14 protein-coding genes are annotated in these 15,103 nt (G+C 73.8%); 6 read left to right on the top strand and 8 right to left on the bottom strand.

What is annotated here, in order from left to right:
• Positions 1-156 precede the first annotated feature (156 nt).
• Positions 157-1,080: an SDR family oxidoreductase gene (locus ACZ63H_RS21630; RefSeq protein WP_469867349.1), complete on the bottom strand. Its 924-nt coding sequence runs from the start codon at positions 1,078-1,080 to the stop codon at positions 157-159.
• 82 nt (positions 1,081-1,162) lie between these two features.
• Between ACZ63H_RS21630 and ACZ63H_RS21625 the strand changes: the two genes are divergently transcribed.
• Positions 1,163-1,729, top strand: a complete 567-nt coding sequence (locus ACZ63H_RS21625) for a TetR/AcrR family transcriptional regulator (RefSeq protein ID WP_469867347.1) — start codon at positions 1,163-1,165, stop codon at positions 1,727-1,729.
• Between the two features lie 439 nt (positions 1,730-2,168).
• On the opposite strand, the gene ACZ63H_RS21620 is transcribed toward ACZ63H_RS21625, so the two are convergent.
• Positions 2,169-2,588, bottom strand: a complete 420-nt coding sequence (locus ACZ63H_RS21620; RefSeq protein WP_469867345.1) for a RidA family protein — start codon at positions 2,586-2,588, stop codon at positions 2,169-2,171.
• A 292-nt stretch (positions 2,589-2,880) separates the two neighbouring features.
• On the opposite strand from ACZ63H_RS21620, the gene ACZ63H_RS21615 reads away from it, so the two are divergent.
• From ACZ63H_RS21615 to ACZ63H_RS21595, 5 genes are all read left to right on the top strand, one after another.
• Complete coding sequence (locus tag ACZ63H_RS21615) at positions 2,881-3,600, top strand: FAD binding domain-containing protein (protein ID WP_469867343.1); 720 nt, start codon at positions 2,881-2,883, stop codon at positions 3,598-3,600.
• An 85-nt stretch (positions 3,601-3,685) separates the two neighbouring features.
• The gene (locus ACZ63H_RS21610) at positions 3,686-4,219 is read left to right on the top strand and encodes an AAA family ATPase (protein WP_469867341.1); all 534 of its coding nucleotides are present in this window, start codon (positions 3,686-3,688) and stop codon (positions 4,217-4,219) included.
• Between the two features lie 165 nt (positions 4,220-4,384).
• Complete coding sequence (locus ACZ63H_RS21605; RefSeq protein WP_469867339.1) at positions 4,385-5,254, top strand: MBL fold metallo-hydrolase; 870 nt, start codon at positions 4,385-4,387, stop codon at positions 5,252-5,254.
• Between the two features lie 218 nt (positions 5,255-5,472).
• Positions 5,473-5,709, top strand: a complete 237-nt coding sequence (locus ACZ63H_RS21600) for a DUF397 domain-containing protein (protein ID WP_469867337.1) — start codon at positions 5,473-5,475, stop codon at positions 5,707-5,709.
• A 79-nt stretch (positions 5,710-5,788) separates the two neighbouring features.
• The gene (locus ACZ63H_RS21595) at positions 5,789-6,697 is read left to right on the top strand and encodes a helix-turn-helix domain-containing protein (protein WP_469867334.1); all 909 of its coding nucleotides are present in this window, start codon (positions 5,789-5,791) and stop codon (positions 6,695-6,697) included.
• Here ACZ63H_RS21595 and ACZ63H_RS21590 read toward each other — a convergent pair.
• From ACZ63H_RS21590 to ACZ63H_RS21565, 6 genes are all read right to left on the bottom strand, one after another.
• Positions 6,694-7,518, bottom strand: a complete 825-nt coding sequence (locus tag ACZ63H_RS21590; RefSeq protein WP_469867332.1) for an SAM-dependent methyltransferase — start codon at positions 7,516-7,518, stop codon at positions 6,694-6,696. The genes ACZ63H_RS21595 and ACZ63H_RS21590 overlap by 4 nt on opposite strands.
• 178 nt (positions 7,519-7,696) lie before the next feature.
• Positions 7,697-8,095, bottom strand: coding sequence for a hypothetical protein (locus ACZ63H_RS21585; RefSeq protein WP_469867330.1), 399 nt, complete (start codon positions 8,093-8,095; stop codon positions 7,697-7,699).
• Positions 8,096-8,721: 626 nt separating this feature from the next.
• On the bottom strand, positions 8,722-9,702 hold the full coding sequence (locus ACZ63H_RS21580) for a hypothetical protein (RefSeq protein ID WP_469867461.1): 981 nt from the start codon (positions 9,700-9,702) through the stop codon (positions 8,722-8,724).
• 157 nt (positions 9,703-9,859) lie between these two features.
• Positions 9,860-12,046: a bifunctional serine/threonine-protein kinase/ABC transporter substrate-binding protein gene (locus ACZ63H_RS21575; RefSeq protein ID WP_469867328.1), complete on the bottom strand. Its 2,187-nt coding sequence runs from the start codon at positions 12,044-12,046 to the stop codon at positions 9,860-9,862.
• The gene (locus ACZ63H_RS21570) at positions 12,046-14,169 is read right to left on the bottom strand and encodes a bifunctional serine/threonine-protein kinase/ABC transporter substrate-binding protein (RefSeq protein ID WP_469867326.1); all 2,124 of its coding nucleotides are present in this window, start codon (positions 14,167-14,169) and stop codon (positions 12,046-12,048) included. The genes ACZ63H_RS21575 and ACZ63H_RS21570 overlap by 1 nt, the downstream gene beginning before the upstream one ends.
• The gene (locus tag ACZ63H_RS21565) at positions 14,166-15,041 is read right to left on the bottom strand and encodes a hypothetical protein (protein ID WP_469867324.1); all 876 of its coding nucleotides are present in this window, start codon (positions 15,039-15,041) and stop codon (positions 14,166-14,168) included. The genes ACZ63H_RS21570 and ACZ63H_RS21565 overlap by 4 nt, the downstream gene beginning before the upstream one ends.
• Between the last annotated feature and the right edge of the window lie 62 nt (positions 15,042-15,103).

Here is a 15,103-nt window from a genome sequence, read left to right as displayed (position 1 = left end):
AACCCCCCCCCCCCCCCCCCCCCCCCCCCCCCCCCCCCCCCGACCCCCCCCCCCCCGCCCCCCCCCCCCCCCCAGGACTTTTTTCCGCCCGGGAACGGGTCACCGCTCCCAAAGCGGTTCACCGCGCTTCCGGGCCGGTCGCCGCTTGCGGTCCGGTCAGCCGGCGCTGGCCGGCACCCGGAAGTAGTGCCCCTCATCCAGGTCCGCGAGGAGCCCGGGGTGCGCGGGCTCCCAGCCCACCAGTTCGCGGGTGAGCGTGCTCGACGCGGCGGAGTCCAGGCCGAGGAAGCGGCCCAGCCAGGTGAAGTGGTCCTCGGCCTCCTCGGGCGCCACGGACACCGTGGGCACACCGAGGCGACGGCCGATGGTCTCCGCGACGTCGCGGATCGCGACGCCCTCCTCCGCCGCGCCGTGCAGCACCGACCCGGCGGGTGCCTTCTCGGCCGCCAGCCGGAACAGCCGCGCGGCGTCGAGGCGGTGCACGGCCGCCCAGCGGTTGGCGCCGTCGCCGATGTACCCGGAGACGCCCTTGGCGCGGGCGACGGAGACCAGCGTCGCCATGAAGCCGTTGTCCCCGTCGCCGTGGCAGGTGGGGGAGAGCCGTACGACGCTGGAGCGGACACCGCGCGAGGCGAGTGCGAGCACGGCCTGGGCGGTGGCCCCCCGGACGGCGGCCGGCGACCCCTCGGTCGCGGGCACGTCCCGCTCGGTCGCCACGCGCCCCGGCGTCAGTCCGGCCAGTCCGGAGGCCAGGACGAAGGGCCGGCCGGTGCCGGCGAGCGCGTCGCCGAGGGCGTCGACGGCGCGGCGGTCGGCCTCGGCGGCCCCCTGGAAGTCGCCGCCGAAGGCCAGGTCGTGCTTGAAGGCGAGGTGGATCACGCCGTCCGAGGCGGCGGCCGCGTCCCGCAGGACGCCGAGGTCGTCGAGGGAGCCGCGGACCGACTCGGCCCCGGCCCCGGCGAGCGCGGCGGCGGAGGCGTCGGTGCGGGCCAGCCCGACGACCTGGTGCCCGGCCGCGACGAGGTCGGGCACGAGGGCGGAGCCGATCCAGCCGGACGCACCGGTCACGAAGAAACGCATGGGAACTCCCGACTACTCATGTCAGTGACTGTCATCGTCCCTAACACTCGATGGCAGTCACTGTCATCGCTAGGATCGGGGCATGAGCAGATGGGAGCCGAACGCGCGCGGGCGCCTGGCGGATGCGGCGTTGGAGCTCTACAGCGAGCGCGGATACGAGCAGACGACGGTCGCGGAGATCGCCAGGCGGGCCGGGCTGACCGAGCGGACCTTCTTCCGGCACTACGCCGACAAGCGCGAGGTGCTGTTCTCCGGCGCCGGCGACCTCCAGGACCTGTTCGTCCGGGCGGTCGCCGCCGCCCCCGGGGACGCGGCGCCCATCGACGCGCTGGCGCGCGGCCTCGACGCGGTCTGCGCGGCCTTCGCCGACCGGCGTGCCCACGCCCGCACCCGGCACGCCGTCATCACGGCGAACGCGGAACTCCGGGAACGCGAACTGATCAAACTCGCCTCGCTGTCGGCCGCCCTCGCCGACACCCTGCGCCGCCGCGACGTGGCCGAACCCGCCGCGAGCCTGGCCGCCGAGGCCGGCGTCGCCGTGTTCAGGATCGGCTTCGAACGCTGGCTCGCGCAGGACGGGGAAGGGGACATGGCGGACCTGGTGCGCGAGACGCTGGACGCGTTCAGGCAGGTGGCCGCGGGGCGTTAGCCCCGTGCTCTCGGTCGGCCGCGCGCGGGCTCGCCGCGACTGTTCCGGCGAGCCTCGCGCGGGGGTTCCGTTACGGCGGTGCCGTCGCGTCGGCGGGTCGCGTCCGGGCGTCCCCGGGCCGGACGCGGGACGTACTGCGGCCCGCGGGCGCCGGGTTCGCCGCGTCGGCCGGCGCGGAGGCGGTCCGGGGCGCGGGGTCTCCAGGCCCACGGTCCTGCGCCCGGGGGCCCGGTTCCGGCGCCGCCACCTCCGGCGGTGGGCCGGCCCGCCTCCCCCCGGACCGCCCCGCCGAACCCCGGCGCGACCCGGCACCCACTCAACTCCGCCGCTTCGGAGCGTGGTTGGTTCCGCGATCACCTGGCGGCACGGCCCTCGCGCCGGCCGGGGCGCTCGGGAAGGCACGACGACGAGCGGAACGGAGTGACCGGGCGAGCGCCCGTCACCCCTGCGACGCGGGCGGCCGGACGGCGATCGCGTCGACCTCGAACAGCATGCCGGGCAGCGCGAGCGACGCCACGCCGCTCAGCGTCTGGGCCGGCAGCCGGTCCCCGAAGCGCGCGTGCAGGGCCTTGCCGAGGGCCTCCAGCCTGGCGGCGTCGTGATCGACGACGAACGTACCGAGCCGCACGACGTGTTCGTACCCGAGCCCCTCGGCCTCCAGGGCCTGCCGCAACCGGTCGAAGGCCAGCTCCACTTGCGCGGCGAAGTCACCGGGCACCGGTGCGCCGGCGGCGTCGGAGGCGTACTGACCCGCGATGAAGACGAGCGTGCCCGGCGCCGAGACGGCGTGGCTGTAGCCGAAGGGAGCCGGGTCGTGCAGGGTGGCAGGGTTGGTGATCGTGCGGGCGTCGCGGGCCATGGACGGTGCTTCCTTCCGTAGGGCACGGCCACCCCGGCACCCGGGGTGCGCCGCATGTCGTTCGAGGGCGCCAGCCGCCCCTCACCTCCCCAACGCCCCACCCGGCAACGGCCATTCCACCTTCCCGAGGACCCCCTCCCGGCCGCCCGGACGGCGTTCCCCCGGCGCGCGCCGCATGCTCGTGTGAGCCCTGTACGCGCCCCCCGGCACCCGAGAAGACTGCGCTGTCGGCGGACAGGTGACCGTCCGCCGACCGATCCGACTCCCAGCCCGGAAAGGCAGGTCGGCGGCCGTGCTGTTGCGTCTGCCCACGTCCGTGCCGGAAGCCCGGCGGTGCCTCGCCGACGGGGCCGTGCCGATAGGCGGGGCGACGCTTCTCTGGGCGACCTGGCAGCGCGACGGGTTCCCGGACCTCGCGATGTCGCTCCGCGAGGTGCCGGAGGCGAACGCCGTCGGCCGGGAGGCGCTGGGCGGCGCCGTGCTGCTCCACCGGATCGACGAGGCGGTGCCGGACGTCCTGCGGCTGGCCGCCGCCACGATCGGCACCGGCGCCGTACGGCGGACGGCGACGGTCGGCGGCAACCTCGTCGGCAGCGCACTGCGCTGCCTGCTGCCCGCCGCCCTGGTCCTCGACGCCCGGGCGACGGTCCTCGAACCCGACGGCGTCCGCGGGACCGGCCTCGCCGAGCTGATCGCCGAGCGCCCCGTGCTCCTCGGCCTGCGCTGGCGCACGCCCCTCGCCTCGGCGTACCGCAAGCTGCCCGGCGAGCCCGGCGGGGAGCCGCCCCTCGTGGTGGCCTCGGCCCTGCACCCCGAGGACGACGGCCGGCGCCTGCGCGTCGCCGTACGGTACGGCTACGACGTCCTCGGCGGCGCCGCCCGGTGCGGCCCCGGCGCGGACGACACCCTCGCAGCCCTGCGCGACACGGCCCTCGGCGATCTGCCGAACGACGCGTGGGAGGTCGTACACCCGCAGGTCACCGGTCTGCTGGAGGGCGCCGGCCGGGGCTGAGGCGAGCACGCGGCGCCCGCCCGCCCCCTCGTCGCGCGGCCCGCGGATGCCCGGACCGGTCCGACGGCGTGCCACAGTGGCGGGTATGACCACGCAGGCGGACCCGGCGGACCCGGCGGACCCGGCGGACCCGGCGGACCCGGCGGACCCGGCGGACCCGGCGGACCTGGCGGACCTGGCGGTGCTGGTCGGGCTGCAGGCCTCCGGGAAGTCCACCTTCTACAGCCGGTGCCTGTCCGGCCGGTACGAGCTGGTCAGCAAAGACCTGTTCCCGCGCGGTGCGAAGAACAAGCAGGCCCGGCAGATGCGCCTGGTCACGGAGCACCTGGCGGCGGGCCGGTCCGTGGCCGTCGACAACACCAACCCGTCGCCCCGGGAGTGGGACCCGCTGGTGGCGGCGGCCCGGGCCCACGGGGCGACCGTGACGGCCTACTGGTTCCCGCCCGACGCGGCGGGCTCCCTGCGCCGCAACGACGTCCGCGAGGGCCGCGACCGGGTCCCCGAGGCCGGCCTCCTCGCGACCCTGAAACGGCTGCGCAGACCCTCGGCGGCGGACGGGTTCGACGTGGTGCGCGAGGTGCGGTTCGACGGCCGGGGCGGCTTCGAGGTACGCCCCTGAGCAACGCCGGATCATCCGTCCGGACCGTTTCCCGCCCGCCGCCCAGAGCGCCCGGGCGCCCGAAACACAAGATCGGGCCGGGCTTCCGGTTCGGCGGCCGAAGGGGTACCCCTGGAGGAAACGGCGGCCCGGGCCGTGGCCGCCCGCGAGGCAGGGAGCCCAGCCGTGGACGGATGGTACGTGGACGACCGCTGCACGAACTGCGACGTGGCCCGGCAGTTCGCGCCCGAGCTGATCGAGGAGGCCGACGGCAAGTCGCGGATCGTGCGCCCGCCGGCCGACGAGGCGGAGAACCGGCGCCTGCACGCGGCGGTCTTCGCCTGCCACACCCGCTCGATCCGCCCGTCGGCCGGTCGCGCGGACCGGTCGCTGGACCCGTTCCCGCTGGCCCTGGACGACGGGGTGCTGATCTGCGGGCACAACTCGCCGCACACCGCCGGCGCCAACTCGTACCTGCTGTTACGGCCGTCCGGCACCCGGATGATGATCGACACCCCGCGCTGGAGCCGGGAACTCGCCGAGCGCTACACGGCCTCCGGACCCGTCACCGATGTGCTGCTCACCCACCGCGACCACGCCGCACACGGCCGCCGCTACGCCGACCACTTCGGCGCCCGGCTGTGGATCCACGAGGGCGACCTGGACGCCGCGCCGGACGCCGACCGGGTGATCCGCGGACTGGAGCCGCTGGAGATCGCCGAAGGGGTCGCGGCCCACCCCCTGCCCGGGCACACCCGGGGCAGCGTCCTGTACGTGGCCGACGACCGGTACTGCTTCACCGGGGACAGCTTCTACTGGTCGCGGACGACCGGGGACCTCGAGGTCGCGGAGACCGTGACCTGGTACTCCATCGAGGAACTGGCCGCGTCCCTGGCCAGGACGGCGGACCGGCTGCGGTTCGAATGGGTCCTGCCCGGCCACGGCGACCGGCGCCGCCTGCCGGCCGACGAGATGTCCCGCCGCCTGCACGCCCTGACCGAACGCACCCGCCTGCTCCACCCCCGCCCGATCGACTTCAGGGCGATCCGCTGGTAGCGGGGAGCACGGCCGGCCCCACCTCCTGACCCGGCCGTTGCGGATCACCCGAAAGTGGGTCGCCATGTTCGAACGGGTGAGGCGTGCATTCCGATACGGTGAGGGTCGTGCAATTGCATCGTGGGATTGCACGGCATATCCGCCTGCCGATTCCCGGAGTTGACGGCATGGCGGCGAGGAAATCGGATAATCGCATCGCGACTTCAGGAGGTATGCGCATGCAGAACTATTCGAACGGAGTGTCTGCCGCTTCGATCGAGGCGGTGTGGGTGAAGAGCGGGAAGAGCAGCGCCAACGGCCAGTGCGTGGAGCTGACCAGGCTCCCGGACGGTAGGGTGGCGGTCCGGAACTCCACGGACCCGGCCGGCCCGGCCCTGATCTTCCAGAACGCGGAGTTCGAGGCGTTCATGGACGGCGCCAAGAAGCAGGAGTTCGATCATCTGATCGACGGTTAGTCGGTAGTTCATTCGAGGGGACACGCGGTCTTCTGGCATGCCATCATATGGGGCATGTTTTCCCCTGATTGGAGGCCGCGTGTCCCTTGAGTCCGAGGGCGTCGTCCCGCTTTTCCAAGGGCGCCCGGTCGCCGAGGTCGTCCCGACCGTCGCCGGGCTCTTGCTCGGACACCGGCTCCGCGAACTGAGGGGCAAGCGCACGCTCAGTACCGTGGCGAAGGCGATCAACGCGTCCGTCTCCAAGATCAGCCGCCTGGAGCGGGCCGAGAGCCCGCCGGACCTCAGGGACATCAGGGAACTCGCCCGTTTCTTCGGTCTTCCGGAGGAGGACCGGCGGCTGCTGATGGCCTTCGCGCAGCGGGCCACCGAGCCGGAGTGGTTCGAGCGGAAGTTCTCCGACTGCGCGGCACACTGGATGAAGCGTCTCATCGGACTGGAGTCGCAGTGTTCGGTGCTGCTGACGTTCGAGGCGTTCATCGTCCCGGGATTGATCCAGACGCCGGAATACGCGGAGTGGATCATTCGGAACGGCTTGGGCGAGGCGAGGCCGACGCCCGCGTTGATCGGGCCGCGGACCGAACTGCGTCGTGAGCGGCAGGAGCGGTTCTTCGGCCAGGAGATCCTGCCCTACGCCACCTTCCTGCTCGACGAGAGCATCCTTTGCCGTGTCGTCGGCGACAAGGCCGTCATGCGCGGTCAGATCCAGAAGCTCATCGACCTCGCGCACGAGCCCAGGGTGTCCATTCGCATCGTCCCGCTCGCCGGCACGGTGGTCTCCAACCACGCCTCGATGACGCACCTGACCTTCGAGATGGGCGATCTGCCTCCGATCGTCTACGTGGAGGGCAACGACAGCGCGGACTATCACATGCAGACACGGGATGTGGAACGGTTCGCGACGCTGCTTCTGCGTCTCAGCAACGACTCCGCGCTGAGCCGGGAGAAGACCCTGGAACTGCTGGAGAAGGCGCGCGAGGAGTACGCCTAGGCTTCCATCGGCGCCGACCGCGGCGGGACCTCTGCCATGCCGCCGTAATCCGTCCACTCGATGCTGCGGTCGTGCCGGCGCAAGTCGGAGTCCGCTCTCCAGTCGGTCACGTCCACGAGCCCTGGCGGGTGGACGATCAGGCCGTCGAAGAAGCGGTCCACCTCCCACTTCTCGCGGACCCGGCCCCACTGGTCGCCCGTCTGCTGCCGCATCAGTTCGGTGACCTGGTCCCGGAGAACGCGGTCCTCGCTGACGAGGTGACAGATCACGACGAAGCTGCCCGGCCGGAGCCGGGCGACGACCCGGCGGACGATGCCCGCGGGATCGTCCCTGTCCTTGACGCAGTGCAGGACGGAGATGAAGAGAGCGGCCGTGCGTTCCCGCAGATCGATCAGCCGGCCGAATTCCGCTCTCTCGAAGATGGTCTCCGGCTGCGCCATGTCGGCCTCGATGATGGTGGTGCGGTCGTTCGAATCGAGAATGGACCGGCCGTGCGCGAGGACGACGGGATCATTGTCGACGTAGACGACCCGTGCGTCGTGGTGAACGGCCTGCGCCACCTGATGCACGTTGTTCTGGGTGGGCAGGCCCGATCCGAAGTCGACGAACTGCTTGATGCCGTGCTCCGCGGCGAGCGTGTGCACGACGCGTTCGAGGAACCAGCGGTTGTTGCGGGCCAATGCCCGGCTGGTCGGTGCGTGCCGCAGGAGTTCCTGGCAGGCCAGGCGGTCCGCCTCGTAATTGAAGTTCCCGCCCAGCAGCCAGTCGTACATCCTGGCCGCGCTGGGAACGGACAGGTCGATGGGTCGGTTGTCGGCCAACGCGCATGCCCTTCCTGGTCGAGCCCCGATCTCTCCAGGGAATGAGCGGCCATCCTAAGAGGGCACGACAAGATCCACCACCGTGCTGTGAAGCGGGGTGGCGTGAAGGGTGGCGCGGATGGGGCGCGGACGTGGTGTTCTCGGGGGTGACGCCCCATCACCGACTGTGCATGCCTACCTACGAATGGGGGACGACTTCCTCCAGGTGTTCGAGGGCTTGTGGGGAACAGTGGCGCATGGCCGCACGCAGGCCGGCCGCGGCGAAGGGGCGGTCTATCCCCATGACGTCGGCCGTGGCGTCCAGCGGCAGGCTGAGCCGGTAGCTGAGCAAGGCGATGTCCGCGACGTCGGGGGCGCAGTTCTCGTAGAGGCGGTCGACGAGGCTGTCACGCTCGGTGCGTAACGCGGTGACGTGGTGGCGGAGTTGCCGCCATGCCTCCGTGGCGGGGCAAGGCTGGCGCAGAAGGTCCGCCCACCGTCTGCGCACGGCTCGGACAGTGAAGTCGACGGCGAGCCGGGAGGGGGCCTCCTCGTCCAGGCGCGCTCGTGCGTAGCGGTAGTAGAGCTGCCCGTACAACTGTATGAACGCCTCGTATCCGAGGCGGTGGCAACGGCGTGACGCCGGGAGTGAACGGCCGGGGAGAAAAGGCGGGTTCGTATTCCGCACGGGACCTCGGGGCGGGAGCGATGGCATATGCCGACGTGAACGTGTTGCGAAGGATCACGCTTGCGAGTGCCTCACCCTGCGAGATCACCCCATCCGTGAAAGGGCGAACTGATACCGTGCAATTGCCCGGAGAGCCACCAGCGCTCTCGGCGAATCGGGTTGGGCATGACGCTTCCTTACTCGACTCTTTCGCACCCCGGGATCGGCGGCATCCGATTCCTGGGGCGGGCCCGTGTGACGCGAGCAAGGATGACGCTACCGGCAGCGGTGTCCCGATCGGCTCGGAAAGCCGGTCTGTGCAAAGTCAGATTGTCGGTGCCCGTGCCGACGCCTTCGGGAGCGGGCTTTCGGGGAACACCTGGCCGAGTGGGGTCTTCTTGTTCGCCTGCCGGTGTATTCGGCGAGAACGCGGCACCGCCCCCGGGCCGGAGTCGGCAGGGGGCGGTGGCTTCGGTGCGCAGGTGGGAGCGTGTCGCCGTGGCTCGTCCGATGGGGGCCGGGGGCGGTGCGGTGCCGCCCCCTCGCGCTCGGCGGGATCAGAAGTCTTCGTCGTCGAACTCGGCGCCGTTCAGCTCCGCGGTGCCGAAGAAGCCCTGCATCATCTCCTTCAGGTCCAGCTCCTTGGCACCGGCCGGAACGGTGGGCTTGGTGCCGTCGCTCATCCGCAGGGTCAGGCCCAGCTTCTTCACCTTGGGGGTCTCGGCCAGCTTGGCGAGGTCGACGTCCACCTGGGACAGCTCGCCGTCCTCCAGCGTGAAGTCCGCCGTCACCTTGGCGTCGGGGGCGTCCTTCAGGTCCTTGTCCGTCGGCAGGTCCATGCCCGGCGGGAGGTCCTTCGCCAGCGGGCGGATCTCGTGGAGCAGCTTGGTGACCAGCGTGCGGAAGGGGGCCGTGGCGGTCACGTGCTCGGTGTCGCCGTCCCCGTCGGCCGTCTTCAGCTCTACCTCGCGGGCGACCACCTCGCGCAGGGACTTCATGAGCTTCTTCTGCGTCTTGGCGTCCAGCGACGGGGCGGACGAGGGGCTGTCCTCGTCCTCCTGGCCGGACAGGCCGGCCTTCTCCATCTCCTTGGTGTTGAACTTCACCCACTTGCCCTGCAGGGCGTCCTTGAAGGCACCGGCCTCCGGGGGCAGGTCGTCGGCGGGCGGCACGGGGCTGCCCGTCAGCTTGCCGATGGCCTGGACGTCGGCACGGAGGTAGGTGTAGTCGCCGATCACCCGGTACTCGGCGAGGTCGCCGTCCGGGTTGCTGACCTTCATCGCCATGCCGACGAGGTCCTTGTCACCGGAGTCGGCGAGCGGCTTCTTCGACTGCATGGTGAGCGTGATCTTCGCGTCGCTGAGCAGCTCGGCGACCTCGTCCGGAAGCTCGTCGCCGGGCTCGGGGTCGGACTTGGCGTCCAGTGCCTTCAGGGACGCGGCGTCGGTGTCCAGGTCCAGCTCGAAGGAGAGCGTCTTCTTCTCGCCGAGCTTGTCGAAGGCCCGGTCGAGCTTCTTGCCGGCGGAGAGCTGCTCCACGGTCCCGCAGGCGGCGGAGCCCGCGAGGACGGCACCGACGACGGCGGTGGCGGTCAGGGTCTTGCGTATGGCGCTGATGATGGTCTCCTTGTAGACGCGACCACAGTGTGATCGATCAGAAGACTCACAGCCCGCCCACATGGTTGCACCTTGTTTTTCATCCCCGTCCGGTGACCCGGTCGCTCCGCCCGAGGAAACGGAAGGCCGCCCCCTCCGCCCGGTACAGGAAGTACCCGGCATCCCGCTGTACGTCGATGCTCCGGGGGCTGTCGGCGGTGAAGCGCAGGGTCTTGGCGAGTCCCTGATAGGTGAGGTCCGACAGCCGCTGGGCGACCGCCCCCGGAGCGGCGCCGGCCGGGCCGCCCGGCAACTCCAGGGCGCGGGCGACGAGTCCCACCGCGTCGTACGCCTCCGCGGCCCAGCGGCCGGGCGCGGTGCCGTAGGCCGCGCGGTGGGCGGACCGGAAGGCGCCGGACACGCTGCCGGGGTCGGTGAACGGGGCGCCGAACACCCAGCCTTCTCCCGCCGCCCGGGCCTCCTGGAGGAAGGCGGGGCGCATGAGGTGCCAGGTGCCGAGGCGCGGTCCGGTGAAGCCGGCCTCCGCGAGGGCGCGGGCGCAGCGCGCGCCGCGCCGCGGCGATGTCCCGGTGAAGACGACGGCCTGGGCCCTCGCGGCGAGCGCGGCGCGGACGGCGGGGGAGAAGTCGTCGCTGCCCGCCGGTACCGGATAGACGCGGGTCGTGCCCTCGTGGGGCGGACGCCTGACGAGCGCGTCGGCGAGATCGGAGCCGGTGCGGCCCGCCGCCCGGTCGTCGATCACGGCGGTGCGGTCGACCGGCCGTACGGCGGTCAGGTACGCGGTCAGCGGCAGGGCCAGCAACTGTTCCGGGGCACGGGTGACGCGCAGGGTGTCCGGTCCCTCGTCGCCCAGCCGGGGATCGTCCAGGGAGATCAGCACCATGGCGGTGCGCGCGGCCCGGTAGCGCGGACCGGCGGCCAGCGCCGCCGGGAGGGTGTTCGGTCCGAGGACGGCGCTCACGGCGGCCCCGGTGAAACGCTCGGCGGCCTGCCGTGCCCGGGCGGCGTCGCCCCGGTCGTCGAAGGTGTCGAGGGCGAGGCGGAAGGCGATGCCCGCACGCGCGTTGTGGTGTGCCACGGCGAGACGCGCGCCGCGCTCCTGGGCCACGCCGTCCGCCTTGTCCCGGCCCGTCAGATCGGCCTGGAAGCCGAGCGTGTGCACCGGCGGCCCGCCGCCGGACGCCCGGCCGGCCGTCGTCAGGTACGCGGCGGCCCCGCCGCCGAGCGCCAGCACGGAGGCCGCCGCGCCGCCCAGGACCAGCATCCGCCGCCGGGCCGGTGCCCGGTCCTCGGCCGGGACCGGCGGTCTCCGGTGGGCGGCGGTCTCCGCCACGGGCCGCCGGGGGGCGGGTATGTCCAGTGCACGCGCGGACCGTTCGGCGACCAGCCGCAGCACGCCGGGCGGCAGCCAGAGTGCCTCCCGCCCGCCCGCGGAACCGGCGCCCCAGGCCGGCGCGGCCCGGGGGTCGCGGAGCGCCGCCCCGACCCGCGCGGCCGTCGGACGGCGCGCGGGGTCCTTGGCCAGGCAGCCCGCGATCAGCGGGCGCAGCTCGGCGGGTACGTCCGTCAGGTCCGACTCCTCGTGCACCGTGCGGAACAGCACCGCCGCCGCGTGCCCGGTGCCGAACGGGCGCCGGGCCGAGGCCGCGTACGCCAGGACACACCCGAGGGAGAAGACGTCGCTCGGCGGACCGACCTCCCCGGCGCGGGCGCGGGCCTGTTCCGGCGCGAGGAAGCCGGGTGTGCCCACGACGGCGTCGGGCGCGGTCAGCGCGGTGGCGCCGGCGGCGCGGGCGATGCCGAAGTCGATCAGCCGGGGACCGTCGAGGCCGAGCAGGACGTTGCCCGGCTTCACGTCACGGTGCACCAGGCCGGCCGCGTGCACGGCGGTCAGCGCCTCGGCCAGCCGGGAGCCCAGCACCCGCACCGAGGCGACCGGCAGCGCCCCCTGTCCGTCGACCGCTTCCACCAGAGCCGGGCCCGGCACGAACTCGGTGGCCAGCCACGGGGAGCGGGCCTCCGGGTCGGCGGCCACGACCGGCACCAGCCAGCGCCCGGACAGACCGCGCACGGCCGTCACCTCGCGCCGGAACCGGGCGCGGAAGGCCGGGTCCGCCGCGTGCTCGGCGCGGATCACCTTGAGGGCGAGGAGCGTTCCGCCCGGGCTGCGGGCGAGGTAGACGACGCCCATGCCGCCGGCGCCGAGCCGGGCCAGCAGCCGGTGGCCGCCGATGTCCCCGGGGTCGTCCGCGGCGAGCGGGCGCATCACAACGACGCCTCGCCCGCGTAGGCGTACCGGCCGCCCTCCACCTCGTAGCGGAACAGGTCGTAGCCCTTGAGCTGCCGGTACTCGTCGAACGCGTACGTGCGTACCAGTCCCTTGTACGGGCGCTCGGCGAGCAGGTCGTACAGCCTGGTCCGGGAGGGCCGTCCGCCCGCCCCGGCGAGACGGTCGATGACCATGCGGGCCACGTCGTAGGCCTCCGCCGCCCAGTACGGGGGCGGGACGCCGTAGCGCCCGCGGTAGGCGCTGGCGAAGTTCCGCACCCGTGCGGCCGACGGGTCGATGTACGGTGCGAAGACCTGCCAGCCCTCCGCGGCGGGGCCCGCGGCGGTCAGGAACTCCCGGCCGGCCGCCGGGTAGCCGAGGACGCGGACACCGGTGAAGCGCCGCTCGGCGAGGGCGCGGGCGACCGCCGCCGCCCGCGCGGGGGTGCCCGCGTAGACGAACCCGTCCGGGCGCCGCGCCAGCATCTCGCCGACCACCGGGGCGAGGTCCCGTGCGAGCCGGGGGACGACCCGTGGTTCGGCCCGGAGTCCGACGGCGCCGAGGGACTGGAACGTGGTGTGGCCGAGCTGCCAGGAGGCGATGCCGCCGTCGCGGTCGATGAGGACGCCCGCGCGTTTCACGCCCGACCGGGCCAGCCGGAGGGCGATCAGCGCGGGCGACACCATGTAGCCGGGGACGGCCTGGAGGAAGTGCCGGGGCCGCGAGACGCCGTACACCGACTGCGCGGAGGAGGCCGTCAGCTGGGGCACGAGCTGTGCGTCGTACGGGTCGAGGCTGGCGCCGGTGGTCCGGTCACCGGTCGAGCCCATGACGGCGAGCAGATCGCGGTCGGCGGCCAGGGACCGGGCGGCCCGCGCCGCGCGGGCCTCGTCACCGCCGTCGTCCGCGACCGCGAGGGTGAGGGTGAAGGGCCTGTCCCGCCGCGCGTTGAACTGCTCGACGGCCAGCCGTACGCCGCGTTCCTGGGCCTGCCCGACCTCCTTCTGCGGTCCCGTCAGGTCGGCCTGGACGCCGAGCAGCCAGCGGCGTCCGGTGGGGGCGTCGTCGCGGCCGCTCGCCCAGAAGGCGGCGCCGCCGCCCGCTGCCAGCAGGGCCGCGCCGCCGAGGAGCAGGAAGCGGCGGCGGCCACCGGCGCGCGGTGCCGGGTGCGCGTCCCCGGTAACGTCCGGCGGCGGCCCGTCCGTCGCCGCGTCCGGGGCCGTCGCCTCGATGTCCGGCAGGGCGAGCAGCGCGGCGGAGCGGTCGGCGACGAGCCGTACGACGTCGTCGGGCAGCCAGTCGGTGCTGTCGCAGGGCGTGTCCCAGCCGAGCGCCCCGTCCACCTCCCGGGCGGTGGGCCGGGCGGCCGGGTCCTTGGCGAGGCAGCGCTCCAGGGGCTCGCGCAGGCCGTCGGGGAGCCCGTCGAGGTCCGGTTCGTCGTGCACGGTGCGGTAGAGCAGGGCGTCCACGGTCCCGGTGCCGAAGGGCGGGCGCCCGGTCGCGGCGTAGGAGAGGAGGCAGCCGAGGGCGAACACGTCGCCGGCGGGGGTGGCGGGGAGGGCACGCGCCTGTTCCGGTGCGAGGAAGCCGGGGGTTCCGACGACCATCCCGGCCGAGGTGAGGGCCGTCTCGTCGGCGGCGCGGGCGATGCCGAAGTCGATCAGCCGGGGGCCGTCGAGGGCGAGCAGGACGTTGCCGGGTTTCACGTCGCGGTGGACGAGCCCCGCGTCGTGCACGGCGGTCAGCGCGCGGGCCAGCATCCGGCCGAGCAGCCGCACCGTGCGCGGCGGCAGCGGACCGCGGGCGGCGACCGCCTCGGCGAGCGAGGGGCCCGGCACGAAGGCGGTGGCCAGCCAGGGCGCGGGCGCGTCCGGGTCGGCGCCGGTGACCGGCACGGCCCAGGGGCTGTCCACCCGGCGGGCGGCGGCGACCTCGCGGCGGAACCGGGCGCGGAACTCGGGCCGGTCGGCGTACTGGGGCAGGATCACCTTGACCGCGGCCAGCTCCCCGGACCGTGCCCGGCCGAGGTAGACGACACCCATGCCACCGGCACCGAGCCGCGCGAGCAGCCGGTGCCCGCCGATCCGGGAGGGGTCACAGGGGCGCAACTCCTCGGTCATCGCGGACCGTCCTCACGGCCGGCGGGTCCGGTCGCCGGGGGAGCGGTGCCCTTCGGCGACGGGTCCCGGGCGGTCGGTGGGCGGCGGGCGATCTTCGCGCGCAGGCTCGCGCGCATCGTCGCGTGCGGGGCGCGCAGCAGGTCCAGCAGGTCCGGCTTGGACCAGCCCTTGGCGCCCCGGGCGGAGACCGCGAGGGTGAACTGGCCGATGCGGGTCTGCTCCCAGACGTAGGGGTGCGGTCCGCCGACGTCGGTGCCGGTGTAGGTGCCGGACTCGGCCAGGGAGTCGTCAGTGAGGCCGTTGCCGAAGTCGCCGAGGGCGTTCGGCACGTCGGTCAGCTCCCGGAGCACCTCGCCGGGGCGCAGCAGCTGCGAGGGACAGCGCATCATCTCCTCCAGCACCTCGGCGTTCTCCCAGTCGGCCTGCTCGGCGCTCCGGTGCACCGTGACGACGGCGCTCAGGCCGAGCGGGCCCTTGCCGTCGCGCGCCGGGATCTCGTAGTGGCGGGTCAGGCTGGCGAGGACGTCCTCCGGGAGCGCCCGCTGCTCCCAGACGCAGGTGTCCCCGAGCACCGCCCACCGGCGCGGATCGTTCTCGTACGGTGCGCGGCGGACGGTGCCGGGGCCGAACGCGGAGGGCTGGAGGATGATGTCGCGGATCAGGGCGGCGGCGCGGGCCGGGGTCCGGGGGAGTCTCGCCGGGTCGGCGTCGACCACGGCGGTGGGCGACGGGCCGGTGCTCCCGGTCGCGTCGCTCCTCGTCCCGGCCGCCGACCGGCCGGGGCCGTCCCCGCCGGCGGTACAGCCGGCCAGCAGCAGGCCGCACACCGCGGCCGCGCAGCCGAACCGCGCCGCCGCACCTCCCAGCACCATGGAGCCCCCAGGGATCGCCCGACCCGCACGCGTCGAGCCTCATGCTAGGGGTCAACGGCCGG

The sequence above is a fragment of the Streptomyces sp. NPDC104831 genome (assembly GCF_055583025.1).
This window is presented reverse-complemented; position numbering and strand designations above follow the sequence as displayed.